This window comes from Acidovorax soli, from assembly GCF_014207955.1.
GTDB lineage: Bacteria > Pseudomonadota > Gammaproteobacteria > Burkholderiales > Burkholderiaceae_C > Acidovorax > Acidovorax soli_A.
In genome coordinates, this window is record NZ_JACHLK010000014.1 from 123,867 (window position 1) to 149,176 (window position 25,310).

The 25,310-nt window shown below is 68.6% G+C and carries 22 protein-coding genes; 13 read left to right on the top strand and 9 right to left on the bottom strand.

All coding sequences use genetic code 11. The features are described 5' to 3' along the window. Position 1 precedes the first annotated feature (1 nt). The 4 genes from HNP48_RS27170 to HNP48_RS27185 are packed head-to-tail and all read right to left on the bottom strand — an operon-like array spanning position 2 to position 4,036. Positions 2-1,045, bottom strand: a complete 1,044-nt coding sequence (locus HNP48_RS27170) for a VWA domain-containing protein (protein ID WP_184863092.1) — start codon at positions 1,043-1,045, stop codon at positions 2-4. Between the two features lie 20 nt (positions 1,046-1,065). Continuing rightward, the gene (locus HNP48_RS27175; RefSeq protein ID WP_184863094.1) at positions 1,066-2,070 is read right to left on the bottom strand and encodes a DUF58 domain-containing protein; all 1,005 of its coding nucleotides are present in this window, start codon (positions 2,068-2,070) and stop codon (positions 1,066-1,068) included. Further along, positions 2,051-3,067: a MoxR family ATPase gene (locus HNP48_RS27180; protein ID WP_184863096.1), complete on the bottom strand. Its 1,017-nt coding sequence runs from the start codon at positions 3,065-3,067 to the stop codon at positions 2,051-2,053. The genes HNP48_RS27175 and HNP48_RS27180 overlap by 20 nt, the downstream gene beginning before the upstream one ends. Positions 3,068-3,100: 33 nt before the next feature. Continuing rightward, positions 3,101-4,036 (bottom strand): S1C family serine protease, encoded by a 936-nt coding sequence (locus tag HNP48_RS27185; protein ID WP_184863098.1) that lies wholly within the window; start codon positions 4,034-4,036, stop codon positions 3,101-3,103. 101 nt (positions 4,037-4,137) lie between these two features. Here HNP48_RS27185 and HNP48_RS27190 point away from each other — a divergent pair, with 101 nt between their 5' ends. The 11 genes from HNP48_RS27190 to HNP48_RS27240 all read left to right on the top strand — a co-directional run bounded on the left by HNP48_RS27190 (position 4,138) and on the right by HNP48_RS27240 (position 17,838). Then, on the top strand, positions 4,138-4,962 hold the full coding sequence (locus HNP48_RS27190; protein WP_184863100.1) for a TatD family hydrolase: 825 nt from the start codon (positions 4,138-4,140) through the stop codon (positions 4,960-4,962). Between the two features lie 97 nt (positions 4,963-5,059). Beyond that, positions 5,060-5,599 carry a DNA-deoxyinosine glycosylase gene (locus tag HNP48_RS27195; RefSeq protein ID WP_184863102.1) on the top strand — a complete coding sequence of 180 codons (540 nt, stop codon included), beginning with the start codon at positions 5,060-5,062 and terminating at the stop codon, positions 5,597-5,599. Further along, positions 5,600-6,364, top strand: a complete 765-nt coding sequence (locus tag HNP48_RS27200; RefSeq protein ID WP_184863104.1) for a spermidine synthase — start codon at positions 5,600-5,602, stop codon at positions 6,362-6,364. Positions 6,365-6,416: 52 nt separating this feature from the next. Continuing rightward, on the top strand, positions 6,417-8,225 hold the full coding sequence (locus HNP48_RS27205) for a GspE/PulE family protein (RefSeq protein ID WP_184863106.1): 1,809 nt from the start codon (positions 6,417-6,419) through the stop codon (positions 8,223-8,225). 130 nt (positions 8,226-8,355) lie between these two features. Further along, positions 8,356-8,844 (top strand): tripartite tricarboxylate transporter TctB family protein, encoded by a 489-nt coding sequence (locus HNP48_RS27210; protein ID WP_184863108.1) that lies wholly within the window; start codon positions 8,356-8,358, stop codon positions 8,842-8,844. Between the two features lie 18 nt (positions 8,845-8,862). Next, on the top strand, positions 8,863-10,374 hold the full coding sequence (locus HNP48_RS27215; protein WP_184863110.1) for a tripartite tricarboxylate transporter permease: 1,512 nt from the start codon (positions 8,863-8,865) through the stop codon (positions 10,372-10,374). A gap of 125 nt (positions 10,375-10,499) precedes the next feature. After that, positions 10,500-11,795: a DUF3422 family protein gene (locus tag HNP48_RS27220; RefSeq protein ID WP_184863112.1), complete on the top strand. Its 1,296-nt coding sequence runs from the start codon at positions 10,500-10,502 to the stop codon at positions 11,793-11,795. Between the two features lie 151 nt (positions 11,796-11,946). Beyond that, positions 11,947-12,879, top strand: a complete 933-nt coding sequence (locus HNP48_RS27225; protein ID WP_184863114.1) for a DMT family transporter — start codon at positions 11,947-11,949, stop codon at positions 12,877-12,879. A gap of 109 nt (positions 12,880-12,988) precedes the next feature. Then, a complete protein-coding gene (locus HNP48_RS27230) occupies positions 12,989-13,792 on the top strand; it encodes an SDR family oxidoreductase (protein ID WP_184863116.1) in 804 nt (267 codons plus the stop codon). A gap of 279 nt (positions 13,793-14,071) precedes the next feature. Then, complete coding sequence (locus HNP48_RS27235; RefSeq protein ID WP_184863118.1) at positions 14,072-15,181, top strand: TRAP transporter substrate-binding protein; 1,110 nt, start codon at positions 14,072-14,074, stop codon at positions 15,179-15,181. Beyond that, the gene (locus HNP48_RS27240) at positions 15,178-17,838 is read left to right on the top strand and encodes an EAL domain-containing protein (protein WP_184863120.1); all 2,661 of its coding nucleotides are present in this window, start codon (positions 15,178-15,180) and stop codon (positions 17,836-17,838) included. Before HNP48_RS27235 ends, HNP48_RS27240 begins: the two co-directional genes overlap by 4 nt. A gap of 12 nt (positions 17,839-17,850) precedes the next feature. On the opposite strand, the gene HNP48_RS27245 is transcribed toward HNP48_RS27240, so the two are convergent. Further along, complete coding sequence (locus tag HNP48_RS27245; protein WP_184863122.1) at positions 17,851-18,750, bottom strand: DMT family transporter; 900 nt, start codon at positions 18,748-18,750, stop codon at positions 17,851-17,853. A 93-nt stretch (positions 18,751-18,843) separates the two neighbouring features. On the opposite strand from HNP48_RS27245, the gene HNP48_RS27250 reads away from it, so the two are divergent. Continuing rightward, a complete protein-coding gene (locus HNP48_RS27250; RefSeq protein WP_184863125.1) occupies positions 18,844-19,827 on the top strand; it encodes a quinone oxidoreductase in 984 nt (327 codons plus the stop codon). After that, positions 19,824-20,669 carry an NUDIX domain-containing protein gene (locus HNP48_RS27255; RefSeq protein WP_184863127.1) on the top strand — a complete coding sequence of 282 codons (846 nt, stop codon included), beginning with the start codon at positions 19,824-19,826 and terminating at the stop codon, positions 20,667-20,669. Before HNP48_RS27250 ends, HNP48_RS27255 begins: the two co-directional genes overlap by 4 nt. On the opposite strand, the gene HNP48_RS27260 is transcribed toward HNP48_RS27255, so the two are convergent. From HNP48_RS27260 to HNP48_RS27275, 4 genes are all read right to left on the bottom strand, one after another. Continuing rightward, a complete protein-coding gene (locus HNP48_RS27260) occupies positions 20,656-22,311 on the bottom strand; it encodes a Na/Pi cotransporter family protein (RefSeq protein ID WP_184863129.1) in 1,656 nt (551 codons plus the stop codon). The genes HNP48_RS27255 and HNP48_RS27260 overlap by 14 nt on opposite strands. Positions 22,312-22,617: 306 nt before the next feature. Then, complete coding sequence (locus HNP48_RS27265) at positions 22,618-23,445, bottom strand: phosphodiesterase (protein WP_184863131.1); 828 nt, start codon at positions 23,443-23,445, stop codon at positions 22,618-22,620. A 5-nt stretch (positions 23,446-23,450) separates the two neighbouring features. Next, the gene (locus HNP48_RS27270; protein ID WP_184863133.1) at positions 23,451-24,515 is read right to left on the bottom strand and encodes an ABC transporter ATP-binding protein; all 1,065 of its coding nucleotides are present in this window, start codon (positions 24,513-24,515) and stop codon (positions 23,451-23,453) included. Further along, positions 24,505-25,305, bottom strand: a complete 801-nt coding sequence (locus HNP48_RS27275) for an ABC transporter permease (RefSeq protein WP_409362586.1) — start codon at positions 25,303-25,305, stop codon at positions 24,505-24,507. The genes HNP48_RS27270 and HNP48_RS27275 overlap by 11 nt, the downstream gene beginning before the upstream one ends. Positions 25,306-25,310: the final 5 nt, after the last annotated feature.

Here is a 25,310-nt window from a genome sequence, read left to right on the forward strand (position 1 = left end):
CCTACATCACCCGCCCGTACCACCAGACCGACAGGCCGGCCGCCATGAGGGCCAGGGCAGCCCCGACCAGCGCGAACAGCGCCGAGATCTCGGTCTCCTTCTTCTCCACCGTGAGGCGCGAGCTCAGGGTCTCGTAGACCTTCTTGAGGTCGGCTGCCGTCGCGGCGTGGAAGTATTCGGCCGCCGTGCGGGTGGCCACGGCCTTCAGGGTCTCTTCGTCCAGGCGCACGCGCATGGACCAGCCCTCGAAGCCGATGGTCTCGCCCTGCAGCGTGCCCACGCCCACGGTGTACACGCGCACGCCGCGGTCGGCGGCCCATTTGGCGGCCTCCAGCGGGTCCACCCCGGTGGTGCGCTGCCCGTCGGTCAGCATGATGATGGCGGCCGAGTTGTAGGAGCCCGGCGCCACGGGCGTGAAGGGCTTGGCAGGGTCCTGCTTGTTCAGGTCTTCGAGGGGCTTGGGCTTCATGGCCTGGCGCCCGCCCAGGGCCGAGATGTCGATGCCGGCATCGGGGAACAGGGTGGCCAGCGAGAGCATGATGCCGTTGCCCGTGGCCGTGCCGCGCTGCAGCTGGAAGCTGTCGATCGCCTTGACCAGGTCCTCGCGGCTCTGTGTGGGCAGTTGCGCCAGCTGGGCGCTGCCGGCAAAGGCGACGATGCCCACGCGCACATGGCGCGGCAGTTCGGCGATGAAGGCCTTGGCCGCGTCCTGCGCGGCGGTGATGCGGTCGGGCTGCACGTCGGTGGCGCGCATGCTGCCCGAGACGTCCATGGCCAGCATGATGGTCTGGTCCTGCGAAGGCAGGGTGATCACGGCCAGGGGCCGCGCGGCGGCCACGAGCAGGGCGATGAGCGCCAGCAGGAACAGCAGCGGCGGAATGTGCCGGCGCAGGTGCTGGGCCGGGCCCATGGCTTCGCGCACCAACGCCAGGCTGGAGTAGCTCAGCGCCGTTTTCTTGCGCCGGTGCAGCAGCCACCAGTACAGCAGTACCAGGAGCGGTGCGGCCAGCAGCAGCCAGAGCAGGGTGGGCCAGAGAAAGACCATGGTGGCGTGTCCTGTGGTTGTCAGGCGGCGGCCTGCGCGGCCGTCCATTGGAACGAGGGGTGCGTGGCCGGGCGCACGCGGTGCTGGCGCAGGTCCATGAAGCGCAGCAGCGCATCCACCAGGTCGTCGTCGGTGCGCAGCTCCAGCGTATCGGCGCCGGCCTTGGTCAGGCCCTCGCGCAGCACGGCCTCGCGCTGCGCCGCCAGCCGCGCGAAGCGGTGGCGAAAGCCGCTGTCGTGCGTGTCCACCTGCAGTTGCTCCCCGCTTTCGGCGTCGCGCAGCGTGACCAGGCCCACGTCGGGCAATTCCAGTTCCAGCGGGTCGAGCAGGCGCACGCTCACCACGTCGTGGCGGCGGGCCAGCTGGGCCAGCGGCTTTTCCCAGCCGGGGGCGCTGATGAAGTCCGACACCACGAACACCGTGGAACGCCGGCGCAAGGTGCCCAAGGCGCCCTGCAGCAGCAGGTGCAGCTCGGTATTGCCCGATTGCAGTTGGGGGGCCGGCTTGAGCAGCTGGTGCACCAGGTGCAGCACATGGGCGCGGCTGCTGCGCGGCGGCAGCACGGTGTCCACCGCGCGCGCAGGCGCACCGCCGGCGCCATAGAGCATGGCGCCCACGCGGTTGCCGTGGCGCGTGAGCAGGCGCGAGAGCACGGCCACGAAGCCGATCAGGATGTCGCGCTTGGCATTGCCCTCGGGCCCGAAATTGACCGAGGGGCTCAGGTCCAGCAGGAACCAGGCCGACATCTCGCGGTCTTCGGTGAACACGCGCACATGGGGCAGGTTCAGCCGCGCGGTCACGTTCCAATCGATGTGGCGCACGTCATCGTGGGGCTGGTACTCGCGCAGGTCCGCCAGGTCCAGGCCGGCGCCGCGCATCAGTGTGCGGTAGTCGCCCTGCAGCAGCCCGTCGAGCCGGCGGATGACGCTCCACTCCAGCTGCCGCAGCAGGCGGTCGGCCTGGCCGGGCAGGGTGGGGAGCGTGCGCGGCGGCGCAGCCCCAGTGTCAGGCGGCTTTTTGCTCATGGTGCAACGGCTTGGCGGGGGCGGGCACCTTGGCCATGATGCGCGCGATCAGTGCGTCGGCATCCAGGCCTTCGGCCAGGGCTTCGTAGGACAGCGACAGGCGGTGGCGCAGCACGTCGGCCGCCAGGTCGGTCATGTCTTCGGGCAGCACATAGCTGCGCCCGCGCAGCATGGCCAGGGCCTGGGCACCCTCGGCCAGGCAGATGGTGGCGCGCGGGCTGGCGCCGCAGGCGATGAAGGGGGCCAGGTCCTTGAGGTCGTGGCGCGCCGGCGCGCGCGTGGCGGCCACCAGCTTCACGGCGTACTGCAGCAGCGAGGGGTCGACATAGACCTCCCGGCACTCGGCCTGCAGCGTGGCCAACTGGGCCGTGGTGGCCACGGGCAGCACCTGCACGGGCTTGGCCAGCGCGCGCTGGGCGATCACGAATTCCTCTTCCTCGGTCGGGTAGTCGATCAGCACCTTCATCATGAAGCGGTCCACCTGGGCTTCGGGCAGGGCGTAGGTGCCCTCTGTCTCGATGGGGTTCTGTGTGGCCATCACGAGGAAGGGCGAAGGCACCTTGTGCGTTTCGCCGGCAATCGTCACCTGGCGTTCCTGCATCACCTCGAGCAGCGCGCTCTGCACCTTGGCCGGGGCGCGGTTGATCTCGTCGGCCAGCAGCAGGTGGGTGAACACCGGGCCCAGCGAGGTGCTGAACTCGCCCGTCTTCTGGTTGTACATGCGCGTTCCCACCAGGTCGGCGGGTACCAGGTCGGGCGTGAACTGGATGCGCTTGAAGCTGCCCTGGATGGTGCTGGCCAGGGTTTTCACGGTCAGGGTCTTGGCCAGGCCGGGCACGCCCTCGACCAGCAGGTGGCCCTGGGCCAGCATGGCCACCATCACGCGTTCCAGGAAGCGGTCCTGCCCCACCACGACGCGCTTGACTTCGTAGAGCACCTGCTCCATCAGCGTGGCGGTGGCGGCGTTCGAGGCGGTGGTCAGCGGGGTCGGTTCCATGGGACTCCTTGCGGGACGGTGGACGGTAGGGATTCAGAAGGGCGACATGCCCACGGCCGAGGCCGCGTTCTCGATGGGCACGGCAAAACCGATGCCGATGAAGGTGCGCGCCGGCGTGGGGTTGAGGATAGCGGTGACGATGCCGATGACCTCGCCATCCATCGTGACCAGCGGGCCGCCCGAGTTGCCGGGGTTGGCCGCCGCGTCGAACTGGATCAGGTTGCCCAGCTCACGCTTGCCCTCGGGCGAGGTGAACTGGCGCCCCAGGCCCGAGATCACGCCGGCCGAGGCCGAGGGCCCGATGCCGAAGGGAAAACCCACCACGGCGACCTGGTCTCCGGGGCGCAGGTCGTTGGTGGAGCGCAGGGAGGCGGCTTCCAGGTCGTCGGGTACCTTGTGGGCCTGGAGCACCGCCAGGTCGTTCTCGGGCTGCACGCCGGTGATGGTGGCCGTGGTCTGCAGCCCGTCGTGGAAGGTCAGCTGGATGCGGTCGGAGCCCGCCACCACGTGCAGGTTGGTGAGGATCACGCCCTTGTCGACGATCACCACACCCGTGCCCACGCCGCGCTCCACCTCTTCCTTGCCGTTCTTGCTGCGCCCGAAGCCCACCACGCGCACCACCGAGGGTGCGATGGTTTCCACGGCGCGTGCCGCCGCCGAGGGCAGGGTGGTGGTCTCCAGGGTGCGCAGCACCGCCTTGTCGATGTCTTCCTGGGTGAGCTTGCGGGGCACGGCGCGCTGGTTCAGCCACACGCTGGCGACCAACAGGGCGGCCAACAACAGCAGGGTCGCCCACAGGGCATGCAGGCTGCGGCGCGAAAGGCTGACCGCCTGGGGCCTGGCGGCGGGCTGTTCCGGGGCAGGCGCCGCCTGGGCAACCGCCTCCAACGGCGCGGCGCTGCCCGGGTCCGCGGCCCCGGACGGGCGGCGGGCAGGGCGGGAGCTGCTGTAGACAGTGGGTCTGGGCATCCTGTCACCTTCCGGTGCACCTTGGCGCGGTGCATGGTTTCACAGTAGCACGGATCGCGCCCTTGTGCATCCCCCGGGACATCATCGTGCATCATGTTCGCATGAGCTTCTGGATAGACACCCATTGCCACCTCGATGCCCCCGAGCTGGCGCCCGATGTGGATGCCGTGCGCGCACAGGCGCGTGCGGCCGGCGTGGCGCACTGCGTACTGCCGGCGGTGCAGCGCTCCAACTGGGACGATGTGCGCCGGCTGGCGCACCAACATGGGGACAGCTACGCCCTGGGAATCCACCCCCTGTGCACCGCCACGGCGGCCGACGAGGACCTGGCGCACCTGGCCCAGGCCCTGGCGCAGCACCACGACGACCCGCGCCTGGTCGCCGTGGGCGAGATCGGCCTCGACTACTTCGTGCCGGGGCTCGACCCGGACCGGCAGGCGCATTTCTACCGCGAGCAGCTCAGGCTGGCGCGGCGCTTCGGGCTGCCGGTGATCCTGCACGTGCGCCGCTCGGCCGACAAGCTGCTCAAGGGCCTGCGCGAGGTCCCGGGCCTGTCGGGCATCGCCCATGCCTTCAATGGCAGCGTGCAGCAGGCCCAGGCCTTCGTGGACCTGGGTTTCAAGCTCGGCTTTGGCGGCGCCATCACCTACGACCGCGCCCTGCAGCTGCGCCGTCTGGCCACCGAGCTGCCGCTCGGCTGCCTGGTGATGGAGACCGACTCGCCCGACATCCCGCCGCACTGGCTCTACACCACCGCCGCCGAGCGCGAGGCGGGCCGCCCCCAGGGCCGCAACACTCCGGGCGAGCTGCCGCGCATCGGCGAGGTGGTGGCGGGGCTGCGTGGCATGCCCGTGCAGGCGCTGGCCGCGGCCTCCACGGCGAACGCGATGGCGGCCTTGCCGCGCATGGCACCTCTGCTGCCCTAGCAGACACGCTTGCTTACCTTTTGTGCGCGGCAAATGGACGTTCTTTAGCTATACATTTGATAGTAATTGCGCGCCATCGCATTCGCCCGCACACCGCATGTCCTCCATCTCCCCTGCCACGCCCCCCGATCACACGCCAGCCCGGTTGACCGGCCTGCCGGCCGTGGTGTCCGGGCGCACCGTGGTGCTGGTGCTGGGCAGTTTTCCCGGCGCCGCCTCGCTGCGCGCGCAGCAGTACTATGGCCATCCGCAGAACCAGTTCTGGCGTATCCTGCAGGCGCTGTGGCCGCAGCACCCACTGCCGGGGCCCGGCCAGTACGCCCAGCGCTGCGCGTGGCTGCTCGAGCGCGGGCTGGGCCTGTGGGACGTGTATGCCAGCTGCGAGCGCGAGGGCAGCCTGGACGCCGACATCCGCCATGCCGTGGTGAATGATTTTGCGGCGCTGCGCGCCGTGGCACCACGGCTGGCCGCCATCGCCCACAATGGGGGTGAAAGCTACAAGCACGCGGCGCGCACCGCCGCCCTGGGCGTGCCGGTGCACAAGCTGCCGTCGACCAGCCCGGCCAACGCCTCCTGGAGCTTCGAGCGCAAACTGAACGCCTGGGCCGAACTCATGGCCCGTTATGAATTGACCTGAATGACCACCCGCAAGAAAGCCCGCCCGATCGAACTGCCCGAAGTCAGCGTCTCCGATGACGGCGAAGTGCGCCACCTGCACCTGGGCACGCCCTGGATCCAGGGCTCGATGCGCGTGGACGAACCCTTTGCGCTGGAGCTGGAGTACGTGCAGCGCATGATGGCCTGGCTGCTCTTCGTCGAGCCCGCGTCCGTGGGCAAGCGCCACGCCATGCAACTGGGCCTGGGGGCGGGCGCCATCACCAAGTTCTGCCACAAGAAGCTGCGCCTGTGCGCCACGGCCATCGAGCTCAACCCCCAGGTGCTGGCCGTGTGCCGCCAATGGTTCAAGCTGCCGCCCGATGGCCCCAAGCTGCGCGTGGTGCTGGCCGATGCGGCCCAGGAGATCCAGAACCCCATGTGGCTCGGGACCGTCGATGCGCTCGCCGTCGATCTGTACGACCACGATGCGGCCGCGCCCGTGCTCGACAGCCCCGACTTCTACGCCGACTGCCGCGCCCTGCTGTCCGAGGACGGCAGCATGACGGTGAACCTCTTTGGCCGCTCGTCGAGTTACGAGAAGAGCCTCCAGAGCATGGCCAGCGCCTTTGGTGAGGACGCGCTCTGGGCCTTCAAGCCCACGCGCGAAGGCAACACCGTGGTGCTGGCCCAGCGCACCCCCACACGCCCCAAGCGCGCCGAGCTGCTGGCCCGTGCCGAAGCCATCCAGGCGCGCTGGGAGCTGCCCGCTCCCAAATGGCTGCGGGTGTTCAAACCCGTGGCCTGACCGCCTTGCACCCTGCCCACCCGTCCCGCCCATCCCCTCCAAGAGGTCCGACATGAGCACCACCATTTCCCCGCCCGCTCCAACCGCGAAGGCCGGCATCGCCCCGGTCAACCACATCGGCCCCGTGGACTGGCGCCGCCTGGTCGAGTGGCTGAGCGCCGATGGCGTGATCTCCCAGGAAGAGGCGCAGCGCACAATTGCCCGCTGCTCGCAGGCCGAAAGCGCGCAGCCGGCGTTGGTCCGGCTGGCCGCGGTGGCCATGACGCGCGCCTCCGATGGCAAGCCGCTGGACATCGAGCTGCTCACCGAGTACCTGGCCAAGCGCAGCGGCCTGCCCTACATGCGCATCGACCCGCTCAAGGTCGATGTGGGCCGGGTCGCCGACACCATGAGCGCCACCTATGCCGAGCGCCACAAGGTGCTGCCCGTGCAGGTGACGACCAAGGAGGTGGTGGTGGCCACGGCCGAGCCCTTCATCAGCGACTGGGTGGCCGAGGTCGAGCGCCAGTCGCGCCGCACGGTGCGCCGCGTGGTGGCCAACCCGCAGGACATCCATCGCTTCACGGCCGAGTTCTTTGCGCTGGCCAAATCCGTGCGCGCCGCGCAGAAGGCCGGCGGCGCCGCCAGCGGCAGCAGCTTCGAGCAACTGGTGGAACTGGGCAAGAGCAACAAGCAGCTCGATGCCAATGACCAGGGCGTGGTCCGGGTGGTGGACTGGCTCTGGCAATACGCCTTCGACCAGCGCGCGAGCGACATCCACCTGGAGCCGCGGCGCGAGCAGGGCGTGATCCGCTTTCGCATCGACGGCGTGCTGCACCCGGTCTACCAGATGCCCATGGGCGTGCACAACGCGATGATCTCGCGCATCAAGCTGCTCGGCCGCATCGACGTGGTGGAAAAGCGCCGCCCGCAGGATGGCCGCATCAAGACCCGCAACCAGCGCGGCGACGAGGTGGAAATGCGCCTGTCCACGCTGCCCACGGCTTTCGGCGAGAAGATGGTGATGCGGATCTTCGACCCCGACAACACCGTCAAGGACCTCGATGCCCTGGGCTTCGCGCAGCACGACGCGACGCGCTGGGAGGGGCTGGTCAAGCGCCCGCACGGCATCATCCTCGTGACCGGGCCCACGGGCTCGGGCAAGACCACCACGCTGTACTCCACGCTCAAGCGCGTGGCCACTGAAGAGGTCAACGTGAGCACGGTGGAGGACCCGATCGAAATGATCGAGCCCAGCTTCAACCAGACCCAGGTGCAGCCCCAGCTCGACTTCAACTTTGCCGAGGGCCTGCGCGCGCTGATGCGCCAGGACCCGGACATCATCATGGTCGGCGAAATCCGTGACCTGGAGACGGCCGAGATGGCGATCCAGGCGGCACTCACGGGCCACCTGGTGTTCTCCACGCTGCACACCAACGACGCGCCCTCGGCCATCACCCGCATGATGGAACTGGGCGTGCCCTCCTACCTGATCAATGCCACGCTGCTCGGGGTGCTCGCGCAGCGCCTGGTGCGCACCTTCTGCAAGCAGTGCAAGCAAAAGGACGAGTCGGCCGACCGCGAGGCGCTCAGTGCCTTCATCAAGCCCTGGAAGCTCAGCGGCGGCTACCAGCCCTACAAGGCCGTGGGCTGCGTGGACTGCCGCATGACCGGCTTCCAGGGGCGCATGGGGCTGTACGAACTGCTCACGGTGAGCGAGGCCCTCAAGGAGAAGATCAACACTGCGCCCTCGATCGAGGCGCTGCGCCGCCAGGCCATTGCCGACGGCATGCGGCCCCTGCGCCTGGCCGGTGCCTTGCGTGTGGCCGAGGGCATCACCACCATCGAGGAGGTGATGTCCGCGACCCCTCCAATGGACTGATTTGCATGCCTTGTACATAGGGAAAACGCGCAGTCCCGAGTGTTACCGGGTGTAGGTGGAATCCACATCCGGCGGGGGCCTTGCTGCCCCCACAATCGCACGGTCGTGAAATCCGCATAGGAGACATATCGTGCAAATCAAAAGTCAAAAAGACTTTTTCTCTGGCCTCATGTTCATGGGTGTCGGTGTCGCGTTCGCGTGGGGGGCCACCACCTACAACGTCGGCAACGGTGCCCGCATGGGGCCTGGCTACTTCCCGCTGCTGCTGGGCATCCTGCTGGCCCTGATCGGTGCGGTGATCACCTTCAAGGCCACCACCGTCGAGACGGTGGACGGTGACAAGATCGGCAAGTGGGCCTGGAAGCCGCTGTTCTTCATCCTCGCTGCCAACTTTGCCTTCGGCATCCTGCTGGGCGGCCTGCCCAGCCTGGGGATTCCGGCCATGGGCCTGATCGTCGGCATCTATGCGCTGACCTTCATCTCCAGCCTGGCCGGCAACGAGTTCAAGGCGCGCGATGTGTTCGTGCTCGCCACCGTGCTCGCAGTCGGCAGCTACGTGGCATTCGTCTGGGCGCTGAAGCTGCAGTTCCCGGTGTGGCCCAGTTTCATTTCCGGTTAAGCCAGGAGCATCCACACCATGGAATTGATCAACAACCTGTCGCTGGGCTTCGGCGTAGCGTTCACGTTCCAGAACCTCATCTATTGCTTCATCGGCTGCCTCTTGGGCACGCTGATCGGCGTGCTGCCCGGCATCGGCCCCGTGGCCACCATCGCCATGCTGCTGCCTGCCACCTACGCCCTGCCCCCCGTGGCGGCGCTGATCATGCTGGCCGGTATCTACTACGGCGCCCAGTACGGCGGCTCCACCACCGCCATCCTGGTCAACCTGCCGGGCGAATCGTCCTCGGTGGTGACCGTGATCGACGGCTACCAGATGGCGCGCAAGGGCCGAGCGGGGCCGGCGCTTGCGGCGGCCGGGCTGGGTTCGTTCTTCGCCGGTTGCGTGGGCACGCTGATCCTGGCGGCCTTCGCGCCCCCGCTGACCGAAGTGGCCTTCAAGTTCGGCCCTGCCGAATACTTCTCGCTGATGGTGCTGGGCCTGATCGGTGCCGTGGTGCTGGCCTCGGGCTCGCTGCTCAAGGCTGTGGGCATGATCGTGCTGGGCCTGCTGATGGGCCTGGTGGGTACCGACGTGAACTCGGGCGTGGCCCGCTTCAGCTTCGACATCCCCGAACTGACCGACGGCATCGGCTTCGTGACCATCGCCATGGGCGTGTTCGGTTACGGTGAAATCATTGCCAACCTCTCGCGCCCCGACGACGAGCGCGAAGTGTTCACCGCCAAGGTCGAGGGCCTGTTCCCCACCAAGGAAGACTTCAAGCGCATGATCCCCGCCGTGCTGCGCGGAACCTCGCTGGGGGCTGCCCTCGGTATCCTGCCCGGTGGCGGCGCGCTGCTGGCGGCCTTCGCTGCCTACACGATCGAGAAGAAGACCAAGCTCAAGCCCGGCGAAGTGCCGTTCGGCCAGGGCAACATCCGCGGCGTGGCGTCGCCCGAGTCGGCCAACAACGCCGGTTCGCAGACCTCGTTCATCCCGCTGCTGACGCTGGGTATTCCTCCCAACGCCGTGATGGCGCTGATGGTGGGTGCCATGACCATCCACAACATCCAGCCTGGTCCCCAGGTGATGACGAGCAACCCCGAGCTGTTCTGGGGCCTGATCGCCTCGATGTGGATCGGCAACGCCATGCTGGTGATCCTGAACCTGCCGCTGATCGGCATCTGGATCAAGCTGCTCACCGTGCCCTACCGCTGGCTGTACCCCTCCATCGTGCTGTTCTGCGCGGTCGGTGTGTACTCGACCAACAACAACACCTTCGACATTTGGATGGTGGGTGCCTTCGGTCTGGTGGGCTACATCTTCCACAAGCTGGGCACGGAACCTGCGCCCCTGCTGCTGGGCTTCATCCTGGGCCCGATGATGGAAGAAAACCTGCGCCGTGCCCTGCTGCTGTCGCGCGGCGACTGGAGCGTGTTCGTCACGCGTCCGCTGTCGGCCGGCCTGCTGGCGGCCGCCGCCCTGCTGCTGGTCATCGTGCTGCTGCCTGCGGTGAAGAGCAAGCGTGAAGAGGCCTTCGTCGAGGACTGATCCCTCGGCGGTCCCTGACCTCCCCGCAACGGCGCCTTCGGGCGCCGTTGTTTTTTGGCGAGTCCGCGCTGCCGGCTTGGTGGGGTCGCAGTAGACAATGGCGTGACCGCTTCTTGATCCAGCGCATGCCCACACCCACCAGCTTCCAGCAGCACCCGCACCGGACCCTGCTGCACAACGAGATCCATGCCCGCCCGCCCGAGGCCATGGCGGCACCGCTGGCCATCGCCCACATCGTGATGCTGGCCGATGCCGCGGGGCGCGAGGCCAGCCGGGCCCATGTGGCCGCGCTGCTGCGCAACCACCATCTGGCCCTGCCCGATGCCCACACCACCCACCTGCGCATGGACCTGGGTGCGTTTCGCATGCGCTGGGAGCTGCACACCGAGTTCGTGACCTGGACCTTCATGGTGCCGGCACAGGTGGATGCCTTTGGCGACCGCGACCCTGTGGGTGCCACCGAGGCCGTGCCCCAGGAGTGGCTGGCGGCCTTGCCTGGCCAGTGCCTGTGCAGCCTGAACCTCTGGGTGCTGCCCACGCACACCTTTGGTTCGGGCTCGCTGGTCAAGCATGTGCTGCACGAGGACACGCTGGTCGCCTCCACCGTGGCCGATGGCCATGGCGAGGTGTACACCGACTTCGCGATCCATGCCGACGGCTTCTCGCGCATGGTGCTGCTGGCCGGTGGCATGACGCCACGGCGCCTGGGCCGGCTGGTGCAGCGCCTGCTGGAGATCGAGACCTACCGCATGGCGGCGCTGCTGGGCCTGCCCGCGGCGCGCGAAGCCGCCAGCGTGCTGGCCTTTGCCGAGCGCGAGCTGGCCGAACTGGCCGAGGCCATCCGCACGGCCAACCGCGATTCCGAGCCCGTGCTGCTCGACCGGCTGACGCGGCTGGCCGGGCAGGTGGAGAGCCAGTACGCGGCCACGCACTCGCGTTTCTCGGCCAGCAGCGCCTACTTCGAACTGCTGGACCGGCGCATACAGGACGTGGCGGAGTCGCGCCTGGCCGGCATGCAGACCATCCGTGAGTTCATGGACCGGCGCCTGACGCCGGCCCGCAGCACCTGCGAGTGGGCGGCCCGGCGGCAGGATGCCCTGTCGCAGCGTGTCTCGCGCATGAGCAACCTGCTGCGCACGCGCGTGGAGATCGAGCAGCAGCAAAGCAGCCAGGCGCTGCTGGCCACCATGAACCACCGCCAGGACCTGCAGCTCAAGATGCAGTCCACGGTGGAGGGCCTCTCGGTGGCGGCCATCACCTACTACATCGTCGGCCTCGTGAGCTACCTGGCCAAGGGCGCGCAGAAGCTCGGCTGGCCCCTGTCGGCAGAGACCACGGCGGCCCTGGCGATTCCGCTGGTGGCCGTGGGCGTGTGGTGGTCGCTGCGCCGGCTGCACCACACGATCTTCCGCAAGCACTGACCGCGGAGCCCGCGCGCGCGGCCGTCGCCGATGGCGCTGGCCCACGCACGCAGGACTGATGGCGCGGGTTATTGCTCCCGTGCCACACTGGCGGGCTGCCCGGGGGCGTCTGCAGACCGCAGGGGCCCGACCGTCGGCGCGAGAGAAGCCTTTGTCGAACCCCCAGCCACCATCGGCCGCCAAGGCCGGCAGCCAACACATCGCCTCGGGCTTCCTGCTGGCCCTGTTCGGCTCCATCGCCTTCAGCGGCAAGGCCATCATCGTCAAGCTGGCCTACCGCTACGGCGTTGATGCGGTCACGCTCATCATGTACCGCATGCTGTTTGCGCTGCCCATCTTCGCCGCCATGGGCTGGTGGGCCAGCCGGGGCAGGCCGCCGCTGTCGCGCAAGGATTGGCTGGGCATCGTGGGGCTGGGCATCACGGGCTACTACCTGGCGAGCTTTCTCGACTTCGCCGGTCTGGCCTACATCAGTGCCAGCCTGGAGCGCCTGATCCTGTACCTCAACCCCACGCTGGTGATGATGCTGGGCTGGGTGCTGTACCGGCGTGGCATCCGCTGGGGCCAGGCCCTGGGCATGCTGGTGAGCTACAGCGGCGTGGTGCTGGTCTTCGGCCATGAGGCCAACCTGCAGGGCAGCAATGTGGCCCTGGGGGCGCTGCTGGTGTTCCTGAGCGCGGTGAGCTATGCCATCTACCTGGTCTACAGCGGCGAGATGGTGCAGCGCATCGGCGCCTTGCGCCTGGTGGGTCTGGCCACCACCGTGGCCTGCCTGTGCTGTCTGCTGCAGTTTGTGGTGCTGCGCCCACTCTCCGCGGCCATCGTCGCGCCCGAGGTGGTCTGGCTGTCGGTGCTCAATGCCACGCTGTGCACGGCCGTGCCGGTGCTCATGGTCATGATGGCGATCGAGCGCATCGGTGCCGGCATGGCGGCGCAGATCGGCATGGTGGGGCCCCTGTCCACCATCCTCATGGGGATCTGGATCCTCGGAGAGCCCTTCACGGTCTGGGTGGCGTGTGGCACGGCCCTGGTGGTCGCGGGCATCTTCGTCTTCACCCGCCCCGCCCGCAGGGCAGCGTCCTGAACGGCCTCAGAGGGCAGTGCCCCGCCGTGGGCAGGGCTGGCCAAGTCCACTTATGATTTGGCGCAGGGGGAGCGCGGTGTGCGCTTCCCGATGAATCACGGAGTTGGACATGGATCTGGGTATTGCAGGCAAGTGGGCGTTGGTGTGTGGCGCGAGCAAGGGTTTGGGCTTTGGCTGTGCCCAGGCGCTGGTGAACGAAGGTGTCCACGTTGTCATCAATGCCCGCAATGCCGACGTGCTGGCCCAGGCTGCGTCGCGCCTGCAGGCGCAGGGGGCAGGCGGCAAGGTGCAGGTCCTGGCGGTGGCGGCCGACATCACCACCCCCGAAGGCCGCGCTGCCGTGTTCTCGGCGGCCGGTGGCCCCGGTCACGCCTTTGACATCGTGGTCACGAATGCCGGCGGACCCCCTCCCGGTGATTTCCGCAACTGGGACCGCGATGCCTGGATCAAGGCGGTGAATGCCAACATGCTCACCCCCATCGAGCTCATCAAGGCCACGGTGGACGGCATGGCAGAGCGCGGCTTCGGCCGCATCGTCAACATCACTTCCAGCGCCGTGAAGGCCCCCATCGACATCCTGGGCCTGTCCAACGGTGCGCGCAGCGGGCTCACGGGCTTTGTCGCCGGGGTCGCGCGCAGCAAGCTCGCGGCCGGTGGCGTGACCATCAACAACCTGCTGCCGGGCAAGTTCGATACCGACCGGCTGGCTGCCACCATCGGCAACGCGGCTGCCAAGTCCGGCACCAGCGTGGAAGAGTTCCGCCGGGCGCAGCAGGCCCAGATCCCGGCCGGCCGCTATGGCACGGCCGAAGAATTCGGCGCCATCTGCGCCTTCCTGTGCAGCATGCAGGCGGCTTACATGACCGGCCAGAATGTGCTGGCGGACGGGGGCGCGTACCAGGGGACGTTCTGAGCGGTACGGCGCTGGGGCCACCCGCATCGGCACTGTCCACGCGGGTAGGTACCCGCCATCGGCTGCGGCATGCAGGGCCTTGATGTCCCTCAAGGTCGCTGGAATGAAGGGCGTGCCGGGGGCTGCAAGGGGGCTTTTCTGCGTGTTTTCCCGGTTTGGCGTGGGGGGTGCCAAGGCACAATGGGCTGATGGCCCTGCCAGGGTCCGTTGTGTTTTGCGCACATTTTTCCCATACTTTGGGAATCTAGGACGAACAATGAGGCTGGAGATACCATCGCCATGAACCTGTCCCGTGTCCTGACGAACCGACTTGCCGCTCTGGCCCTGCTGGGGGCAGGCCTGTGGGCGTGCGGCAGTGGCGTGGCCTGGGCCCAGGCCGCCGGGGCCGGGCCGGGCGCCAAGGCCGCCATGCCCTACAAGCTGCGCATCGTCGGGGGGCTGGCCGGTATCAACCAGTACACACGGCAGGAAGAGCCTTTCTGGAGCAAGGAGCTGGCCCGCCTGAGCGGAGGCAAGTTCGACGCCGAGATCGTACCCTTCGACCGCGCCGGCGTGCCCGGGGGCGAAATGCTGCGCCTGCTGCAGCTTGGGGTGGTGCCCTTTGGCACCACGCTCATGAGCTCCTTCTCGGCCCAGTACCCGGAGTACACCGCGCCCGACCTGGCGGGCCTGAACCCCGACATTGCCACGCTCAAGACCACGGTGGCGGCCTTTCGCCCCTACCTGGAAAAGGCCTTGCGCGACCAGCATGGGGTGGAGGCCCTGGCCATCTATGTCTACCCGGCCCAGGTGGTCTTCTGCAAGAAGCCCTTGCGCAACCTGGCCGACCTGTCGGGCCGGCGCATCCGCGTCTCCTCGTCCAGCCAGGCCGATTTCGTCGGGGCGCTGGGCGGTGTCCCCGTGCTCACGGGCTTTGCGCAGATCGTGACCAGCCTGTCGGCCGGCAACACCGAGTGCGCGATCACCGGCACCATGTCGGGCAACACGCTGGGCCTGCACACCATGACCTCCCACCTGCATGCGCTGCCGGTGAACTGGGGCCTGGCGGTGTTTGCCGCCAACCAGGCCGCCTGGGAGGCCTTGCCCCCCGACCTGCGCGCCTTGCTGCGCCGCGAGCTGCCGCGGCTGGAGGCCGCCATCTGGGAAGAAGCCGAGCGCGAGACCGCCGATGGCATGGCCTGCAACCGCGGGGCGGCCAATTGCACCGGGGGGCGCAAGGGCAACATGGTCGTCGTGCCCGTATCGGAGCAGGACGAGAAGAGCCGCCGCGAGATCCTGGCCTCCACGGTGTTGCCGCGCTGGGTGCAGCGCTGCGGCCCGCGTTGCGCGGACATCTGGAACCGAACCATCGGGCCCGTGCGCGGCCTGGCCGCGGCGCCTGGCAAATGAACCCATCCTCGCCAGCGCGCATCAAGATCTACGTCTCGGGGGCGGTTGCCTTCTTCCTCGCGTCGGTGGCCCTGGTGGCAGCCACGCTGGTCTGGAATGCGCGCCAGGTGGCGCTGGCCGACAGCGCAACGCAGGCCACGCGTTTCGTGGCGGGGGCCGAGGCGGCGCTCAACCGGTCGCTGCTCTCGGTGGACGTGCTGCTGGCCAGCATGGACGAGTTGCTGGGCCTGTCGACCGCCATGGTCGACTGGATCGACTCCGACAGTGCCAGCCAGCGCCTGCGCAGTTCGGCGCGCCAGAACCTCATGGTGCGCTATGTGGCTCTGGTCGATGCCCAGGGCAAGGTGATCGCGTCCTCGGACGCCGCAGGCAGCCGGCTGGCGCTGGATTTGCCGGCAGGTTTTCTCGATGAAGTGCTGAACCAGTCGGTCTCCACCCTCATGGTCAGCCAGCCTGTGGTGAGTTTTGCCAGCGCCGAAAAGGTGCTGTACTTTGCGCGCCACCTCAAGATGGCCGACAGCTCGCGTGTGGTGGCGCTGGCAGAATTGCCTGTGACCTCGCTCAGCTCGGTGCTGGTGCAGGGGGTGGACATCAGCGGCCTGCAGGTCACGCTGGAGCGCGCGGGCGGGCAGATGCTGCTGAGCGTGCCGGGGCGCGAGGATGCCGTCACCCACACCCTGTCGCCACCGCTCGAGACCCTGGACGACAGCGGGCCGAACTGGCGCGCCCCGGCGCGCCTGAGCGGTGAGGTCGCACTGGTGGTGTACCGCCCCATCCTGTACCAGGACCTGCGCATCTCGGCCAGCATTCCACAGCGCGATGCCCTGGCTTCCTGGCGCACCGAACGCAATGCCGTGGCCCTCACCGCGCTGGCCTTCCTGGCCATGATCCTGGCCGCGGGCGGGTTTGCCCTGCGCTACATCGACCGCATGACGCAGGCCCGCCTGGCCATTGCCCAGAGCAAGGCCACGCTGGACCAGGCGCTCGAATCCATGGTCAGCGGCTTCGTGCTGCTCGACGGCATGCAGCGCGTGGTGCAGTGGAACCGGCGCTTCGAGGAGATCTTCCCCTGGCTCCAGCCCATGCTGGCGCCCCAGGTGCCGTTCCGCAAGGTGCTCGAAGAAAAGGCCCGGCACCATTTGCCGCACGCCTCCGATGCGGAGCGTGCGCTGTGGATAGAGCACCGTCTGGCGCTGCAGGCGCAGCCCCAGGGGCCGCACGAACAGTCCCTGCCCGATGGCCGCGTGATCCAGATCACCGAGCGGGTGACGCCCGATTCGGGGCTGGTCATCACCTACCACGACGTGACCGCGCTGCGCCAGGCCAGTGCCGAGATCGAGAGCCTGGCCTTCTTCGATCCCCTGACCAACCTGCCCAACCGGCGCCTGTTGATGGACCGCATGCAGCAGGCCACGGCCGCCAGCGTGCGCAGCGGCCAGCACGGCGCCCTGCTGTTCCTGGACCTGGACCACTTCAAGACCCTGAACGACACCCTGGGCCACGAGGTCGGCGACATGCTGCTGCGCCAGGTGGCGCAGCGCCTGAAGACATGCGTGCGGCGCGAGGACACGGTGGCCCGCCTGGGCGGGGACGAGTTCGTGGTGATGCTCAGCGACCTGTCGGAGCACAGCAGCGAGGCGGCTGCCTATGCCCGCCGGGTGGGCCAGAAGATCCTGCGCAAGCTCAACCAGCCCTACACGCTGGGCACCCACACCTACCACAGCACCCCGAGCATCGGCGCCACGCTGATGGGCGGCGCCATGCAGCCCTCGGTGGACCTGCTCAAGCAGGCGGACATCGCCATGTACCAGGTCAAGTCGCAGGGCCGCAATGCGCTGTGCTTCTTCGATCCGCAGATGCAGATCGCGATCAGCCAGCGTGCGCAGCTGGAGAGCGACCTGCAGCTTGCCCTCACGGGGCGCCAGTTCGTGCTGCACTACCAGCCCCAGTTCCACCTCGACGGCCGCATGGTCGGGGCCGAGGCGCTGATCCGCTGGCGCCACCCCGAGCGCGGACTGCTCACCCCCGGCCACTTCATCGGCGTGGCCGAGGAGAGCGAGCTCATCGTGCCCATGGGCCACTGGGTGCTGCGCACCGCCTGCGAGCAACTGGCCGCGTGGCAGGGCGATGCGCGCTACCGGCATGTGCAGCTGTCGGTCAACGTCAGCGCGCGCCAGTTCCGCCAGCGCGACTTCGTGGCCCGGGTGGTCGAGGTGCTGCGCGAAACCGGGGCCCGGCCCCACCTGCTCAAGCTCGAACTCACCGAGTCCCTGGTGCTCGACAACGTGGACGACACCATCGCCAAGATGGGCCTGCTCAAGACCAAAGGGGTGCGTTTCTCGGTGGACGATTTCGGTACCGGTTACTCCTCGCTGGCCTACCTCACGCGGCTGCCGCTGGACCAGCTCAAGATCGACCAGTCCTTCGTGCGCAACCTGGGCGTCAAGCACACCGACGACGTGATCGTGCAGACCATCATCGGCATGGCGCGCAACCTGGAGCTCGACGTGATCGCCGAGGGCGTCGAGACCCAGGCGCAAAAGGATTTCCTGGCCCTGCACGGTTGCCAGTTCTTCCAGGGCTACCTGATGGGCCGCCCCATGCCCGTGGCCGATCTCGAGGCCCAACTGGGCACCAGCAGCGCGGCGTTGGCCTGAACGCGCGCCACCTCAGCGCCGCGACGACACGACGATCCCGCCCACGATGAGGGCAAAGGCCAGGCCGTGGAACAGCTGGGGCCTGTCGCCCAGGAAGGCCGCCGACAGCAGCGCGGCGAACAGCGGGGTGAGGTTGACGAAAAAGCTCGCCAGCGCAGGCCCCGCGCGCTGCACCCCCACGCCCCAGAAGCGGTAGGCCAGCACGGCCGGCCCTACGGCGATGAAGGCCAGTGCGGCCGCCAGCGGCCAGCCCCACGCGATGTGGGTGCGCCCGGCGGCCCACTCCAGCCCCGCGAAGCTGCCCGACCAGGCCAGGCCGAACACCATCTGCGCCATCAGAAAGGCCGCCCAGTCGCCGCGGATGGCAGCCGGTTCGCGCGTGCCCGAGAGCATCCAGCTGTAGAACGCCCAGGAGATGGTGGCCAGCACCATGAACAGGTCACCCGGCACCAGGCGCAGCGCCAGCAGCTGGCTCCATTCGCCGCGCGAGAGCACCAGCAGCACCCCGCACATGGACAGAAAGGCCCCGGCCAATTGGCGGCGCGTGACCGGGGCCTTGAAGAACAGCGCGCCCACGGCCAGCATCCAGATCGGCATGCTGGAACCCACGAGCGTCGCATTGATGGGCGTGGAGGTCTGCAGCGCCATGTACTGCAGCGCGTTGTACAGGCCCACGCCCAGCAGGCCCAGCAGCGCATAGCGGCGCCAGTGCGGCCACAGCGGGCTGTCCCTGTGCAGCACGCCGTGCGCCAGCGGCAGCAGGATGAGGAAGGCCAGTACCCAGCGGATGAAATTGAGGGTGAGGGGCGGGATCAGGTCGTGCACCAGCCGGCCGACCACGGCATTGCCGGCCCACAGCATCGGCGGTACCACCAGCATGGCCGCCGTGCCGGGCGTGAGTCTTTGCGTCATGCGGCTAATGTAGCGACCCCTGGTGGGCGAGCCTTGCAGATTCATGGCAGGATGGCCGCCGTTTTGTCGCACACGCACAAGGAGACCGATCCCATGAGCCTCGCCGTCCAGATCCGCCAACATGGCGGTCCCGAAGAACTCCACCTTGCCGATGTCACCGTGGGCGAGCCCGGCCCGGGCGAGATCCGCATCCGCCACCATGCCATCGGCCTGAACTACATCGACGTGTACCACCGCACGGGCCTGTACCCCCTCTCCATGCCCGCCACCATCGGCATGGAGGCCGCGGGTGTGGTCGAGGCCGTGGGCGAGGGCGTCACGCACCTGAAGGTGGGCGACCGCGCGGCCTACGCCAGCCAGCCACCGGGCAGCTACTGCGAACTGCGTGTGATGCCCGCCAAATGCGTCTGCAAGCTGCCCGATGCCATCAGCTTCGAGACCGGTGCGGCCATGATGCTCAAGGGCCTGACGGCGCAGTACCTGCTCAAGAAGACGCTGCCCGTGCAGGGCCTCGTGGCGGGTGACCATGTGCTGTTCCACGCGGCGGCTGGCGGCGTGGGCCTGATCGCGAGCCAGTGGGCCAAAGCCCTGGGCCTCAAACTCATCGGCACGGCCGGCACCGATGCGAAATGCCAGCTGGCGCTGGCCAATGGCGCGGCCCATGCCATCAACTACAACACCGAGGACTTCGCGGCGCGCGTCAAGGAGATCACCGGCGGCCAGGGCGTGAAGGTGGTGTATGACTCCGTGGGCAAGGACACCTGGGACAAGTCGCTCGAATGCCTGCGCCCCTTCGGCCTCATGGCCAGCTTCGGCAATGCCTCGGGCCCGGTGCCGCCGTTTGCGCCCGGCGCGCTCGGGGCCAAGGGCTCGCTCTACGTCACGCGCCAGACCTTGTTCACCCACATTGCCACGCGCGAGAGCACGCAGGCCATGGCCGACGACCTGTTTGCCGTGGTGGCCAGCGGCCAGGTGAAGATCCACATCGACCAGCGCTACCCGCTGGCCCAGGTGCAGCAGGCGCACCGCGACCTCGAAGCGCGCAAGACCACTGGCTGCACCATCCTCACGCTGTGAGCACGCAGGCGCAGACTTTTGCCGGGTGGCTGGCTGCGGCCCGCGTGGCCGCACAGCAGGTCCCGGCACAGCCGCGGCTGCCGCTGTCGGTGGCGGGGCAGCGCGTGGGTTCGGTGGCCGAAGGCGTTCTGGATGCCGTGGCCCCGGGTTTGGAAGGCGGCCATCGCCTGCTCAGGCAGGAACAGGGCTGGCACCTGGACGTGGCGCCGGACGCGGCCACGGCTGCGCTCAACGCACTGGCTGCCGCGCTGCGTGCGCAAGACCGGTGCGGCCCCTGGCGCAATGAGCAACTGGCCGTGCCCAATGCCCAGGGCGGGGTGGTCGCCACCGTGGAGCGCGGCGCCGTGCGCGTGCTGGGCATTGCCACGCGGGCCGTGCACCTCGTGGGCCTGGCACCCGACGGGCGCATGTGGGTGCAACTGCGCTCGCGCACCAAGCCCAACAACCCGGGCATGTGGGACACCTTGATGGGCGGCATGGTCGCCGCCGCCGACACGCTGGAGCAGGCCCTGGAACGCGAGACCTGGGAGGAAGCCGGGCTGCGCACGGCCCACCTGGCCGGTGTCGCCCATGGCGGCCATGTGCTCTTTTCGCGCCCCAGCCGCGAGGGCCGCGGTATCGGCTACATGGTCGAGCGCATCGACTGGTTCCGGGCCACGGTGCCCGAGGGCATGGTGCCTGCCAACCAGGATGGCGAGGTGGAGCGTTTCGAGCTGCTGGACCTGGGCGAGGTCCAGCGCCAGGTGGCCCAGGGCCAGTTCACGCAGGAGGCCGGGCTGGTGATCGGGGGCTACCTGGACTCGACCGCGGCCAACGCGCAGCAGCGCCTCACTCCGGGGTAACCGCAGCCCGCAGCCGGCTCGGCGCCAGCGCGCCGGCCGACTCCAGGATCGGGTAGGCCACGGAGCACAGCAGCGAGTTGATGCGCTTGAGTTCGCTGATCAGGTCGATGTGCAGCGAGCTGGTCTCGATGCTCTGCACCGTCTTGTCCGACAGGCGCATCAGGTGGGTGGTCGAGTAGGCGCGCTCCAGGTCGCGAAAGCGCGCCTTTTCCTCCAGCAGCTTCTGCGCATCGCGCACATTGCCGTTGAGGAACACGCTCATCGCGAGGCGCAGGTTGTCCAGCAGGCGGGCGTGCAGTTCGTTGATTTCTTCCATGCCGGCCTCGGAGAACTGGCGGCCCTTCTTGATCTTCTTGTCCTCGATGTCGATCAGCACCCGCTCGATGATGTCGCCGATCTGCTCCATGTTGATGGTGAAGCTGATGATGTCGGCCCAGCGCCGGCCCTCGCGCTCGTCCAGGGCCTCGCGTGAGATCTTGGTCATGTAGTACTTGATCGCCGAGTACAGGCCATCCACCTCGTCATCGAGCTTGCGCAGCTCCTCGGCCAGCTGCAGGTTGTCGGTGCGGATCACGGTGTGCAGGCCGATCATCATGGACTCGACCACATCGGCCTGGTGCAGGGCCTCCCGGGCTGCACACGAAATCGCCAGAGAAGGGGTGGCCAGTGCGGACGGGTCCAGGTGCTGGGGCCGCCGCCCGGCTGCCGACTGCGCCTTGTCGCGCGGCAGCAGGCGCGCCACCCAGTCGGCCACCCAGTGGGTGAAGCCGATGAAGCCCACGCTGATGACCACGTTGAAGCCCAGGTGGAACAGCACCACCCCCGGGCCTGCGCCCGGCAGCTGCGGCTGCACATAGGTGAGCCACAGCCCGATGAACGGCGCCACCAGCAACACGCCCAGCAGCTTGAAGGCCAGGTTGCCCACGGTGACCTGGCGCACCTCGATGGCCGACTTGGCCGTGGTCAGCACGGCCAGCAGCCCGCTGCCCAGGTTGGCGCCCAGCACCAGGCCCAGCGCCACGTCCAGCGGCACCACCTGGGAGGCGGCCATGGCCGCCAGCAGCAGCACGATGGCCAGGCTGGAGTAGGCCAGCACCGCGAGCAGCGCGCCCATGAAGATTTCCAGCACGATGTCGCTGTTGAGCGATCCCAGCATGGCCTTGATGATGGGCGAGGCCAGCATGGGCCCGCTGGCCTGCACCACCATCTCCAGCGCCAGCAGCATCAGGCCCAGGCCGATCAGCACCCGGCCCACGCGCCCGGCCGTGCTGGCCTGGCGCGAGATGAAGAGCACCACGCCCACGAAGATGAACAGCGGCGACAGCCAGGACAGATCGAACGAGAACAGCACCGACATCAGCGCCGTGCCCACATCGGCCCCGCGCATCACCGCCAGGGCCGCGGGCAGGGTGATGAGCCCCTGACCCACGAAGGACGAGGTCATGAGCGAGGTGGCCGTGCTCGACTGCACGAGCGCGGTGACCCCCATGCCGGAGAGGGCGGCCGTGAAGCGGTTGCCCATGCTGCGGGCCAGCAGGGTCCGCAGGTTGGCGCCGAATACGCGCAGCACGCCGGTACGTACGAGGTTGGTTCCCCACACCAGCAGCGCCACCGCTGCCAACAGATTCAGGAGATGCTTCATTAGTAAACGCTAACTTTTCTTCTTGTGACGTGCACTGGCAAGCATGCACCGTGCCCGAAGTCGGGCCGGCCCCATCCGTTCATTTCCACACTGCGGGATTACAGGGCGCTGCCGCACCCTGGGGCGGGCGCGAGAAGGGCTGCGGCGCAGAGCGACTCCTGGGTGGAGTGGGCGCTCGCAGACAATAAGGGCACCCGCCATTGTCATAAAAATGACACATAACGGACGCTCAAGCATACTCCTGAATCCATAGCGCGGGAAGCATGCCCATGAGGCGGCAGGTGTGTTGTGCGCCGCGGACGGGCCTTAGTCGATCAGTTGCCCGCCGTCGTGGAAGGGAAAGGGGCCCGGGTGGCTGCCGCTGGCCACCAGGTGGCTGACCAGCGGGCCACCGGCCGGTAGCGCATGCAGGGCGAAGCCGGGTGGCTCCAGGGTCCAGGCCGAGGCGGCGTCCGGTGCCAGGTCCAGGCAGACCTGGTGGGCCGGCGAGGGCACGGTCATGGCCAGGGTGCCGCCAAAGCGTGCCTGGATGCTGCGGTGCAGGTGGCCGCAGAAGATGCGTTCCACATTGGGGTAGCGCGCCACCAAAGCCTCCAACTCCCGGGCGCCCTGCAGCAGCCCGATGTCGTCCATGTGGCCGATCAGCGTGCGAAATGGTGGGTGGTGCATGGCGATCACCACGGGCCGCGTGCGGTGCGTCTCCAGCTCGCGCGCCAGCCAGGCCAGGCGCTCGGCGCACAGGCCGCCCTCGCTGGCGCCGGGCACCACCGTGTCCAGCGCGATCAGGGTCAGCGCACCGATGGGCACGCTGTACTGCACGAAGCCCTCCGTGCCCAGGTAGTGGTGCCCGGGAAAACTGGCGCGCAGTTGCCGGCGCTCGTCGTGGTTGCCGGGCAGCAGGTAGGTGGGCAGATCGCCCAGCGGCTCCAGCAGGCCACGCAGGTGCTCGTACTCGGCCGCGCGGCCGAAGTCGGTCAGGTCCCCGGTGATCACCAGGGCGGTGGGCTGCTGGGGCAGGCGCAGGATGGTCTGCACTGCCTGGGTAAGGTAGGGGGCCGTGTTGATGCGCCCATAGGCCAGCCGGCCGGGCTCGCGGATGTGCAGGTCGGACAGTTGCAGCAGCAGGGTGGTCATGGGTGTCAGGTGCTTTGGTGGCTGGGCATGAGGCGTTCGGGGCGGATGCGGATGGCCACGCCCTCGCCCTGGCGGGCCGGGTGGTCGCGGGCCACGTCGGCCTGCAGGGGCTCCTGGCCCGCCACTGCCAGCGTGAGCTGCACGCGCTCGCCCAGGAAGCTGCGGCGCAGCACCTCGGCGCGGCCCCAGCCTTCGCCCGCAGGACCGGCCTGCACCTCGATGTCTTCGGGCCGCACCAATAGCACGGTGTCGGCGGCGCAGGCTGCAGGGCAGGGCATTTCAATGCCACCCAGGGGCAGCAGCTGGCGGGCCCGCGCCGCTTCGTCGCGCTGCAGGCGGTTCACCCGGCCCAGGAACGTGGCCACGAAGGAGTGGGCCGGTGCGCGGTACAGCGTTTCGCCGTCGCCCACCTGCACGATGCGGCCGGCCTGCATCACGGCCAGGCGGTCGGCAATGGCCAGGGCCTCCTGCTGGTCGTGCGTGACGTGGATGGCCGTGATGTGCAGGCGGCGCAGCAGCTCGGCCAGTTCGTCGCGCAGGGCTTCCTTGAGCTTGGCGTCCAGGGCCGTGAGCGGTTCGTCCAGCAGCAGCACGCGGGGGCGCACGGCCACGGCGCGGGCCAGGGCCACGCGCTGGCGCTGGCCGCCCGAGAGTTCGGCGGGGCGCTTGTGCTCCAGCCCGTTCAGGCGCACCAGGTCCACCAGCTCGCCGACCACGCGGCGCTGCTCGGCGGCGTCGGCGCCGCGGATGCGCAGGCCGTAGCCGATGTTGGCGGCCACTGTCATCTGCGGGAACAGGGCATAGTGCTGGAACACCATGCCGATGCCGCGCTGCTCGATGGGCAGTTGCGTTACGTCGGTGCCGCCAAAGGCGATGCGGCTGCCTGCGTCGGGCGATTCCAGGCCCGCGATCAGGCGCAGCAGCGTGGTCTTGCCGCAGCCCGAGGGGCCGAGCAGGGCCAGCACCTCGCCGGGCTCCACCGAGAGGTCGGTGGGCTGCAGGCCGCGCGTGCCGTCGGCATAGGTCTTGGCGCAGTGGACCACGTCCACGCGCGTGCGTTCAAGTTCCATGGTGTTTCTCGATGAAGCTGCCGATGGCCTGCAGGCCCCACAGCACAGGCAGGATGACGATGAGGAAGACCAGCGTGTAGGCCGAGCCGATCTCGATGCGCATGGAGGCATAGCTGTCCGCCAGGCCCACGGGCAGGGTGCGTGTGAGCGGGGTGTGCAGCATCCAGGTCAGGTTGAATTCGCCCACCGAGAGCGTGAACACCATCAGGCAGCCCGCCACAATGGCCGGCAGCACGGCGGGCACCAGCACGCCGAGAAAGCGCTGCGCGAAGCTCGCGCCCAGCGAGCGCGCGGCTTCTTCGAGCGCGCGCAGCTCGTCCTTCTGGAAGGCGGCGCCCACGGTGCGCACCATGAAGGGCAGGGTGAACACCATGTGCCCGACCAGGATGAAGGCAAAACTCTGGCGAAAGCCCGAGAGCGTGCCGTAGGCCAGGATCAGGGCCAGCGCGCTGGCCAGGCCGGGCACGGCCACGGGCAGCGTGAGCAGCTCCTCGAACCCGCGCGCAAGGCGGGAGCGGCTGCGCACCAGCGCATAGGCACAAGGCACGCCGATGAGCAGGTTGCCCAGCACGCAACCCAGGGCCAGCAGCAGCGAGGCGCCCACGGTGCCACCGTAGTTCTCCCACACCTCGCCGAGCCAGCGCAGGGTGAGACCGCTCTTCAGCCCGGTGCTGTAGTTGTTCACCAGCCCGGCCAGCACCGACAGGGCGATGGGGGCGAGCATGAACAGGCTCACCAGGGCCGTGAGCGCCACCAGGGACCAGGGTGCTTGTCGTGCGTTTCTCATCATGGATG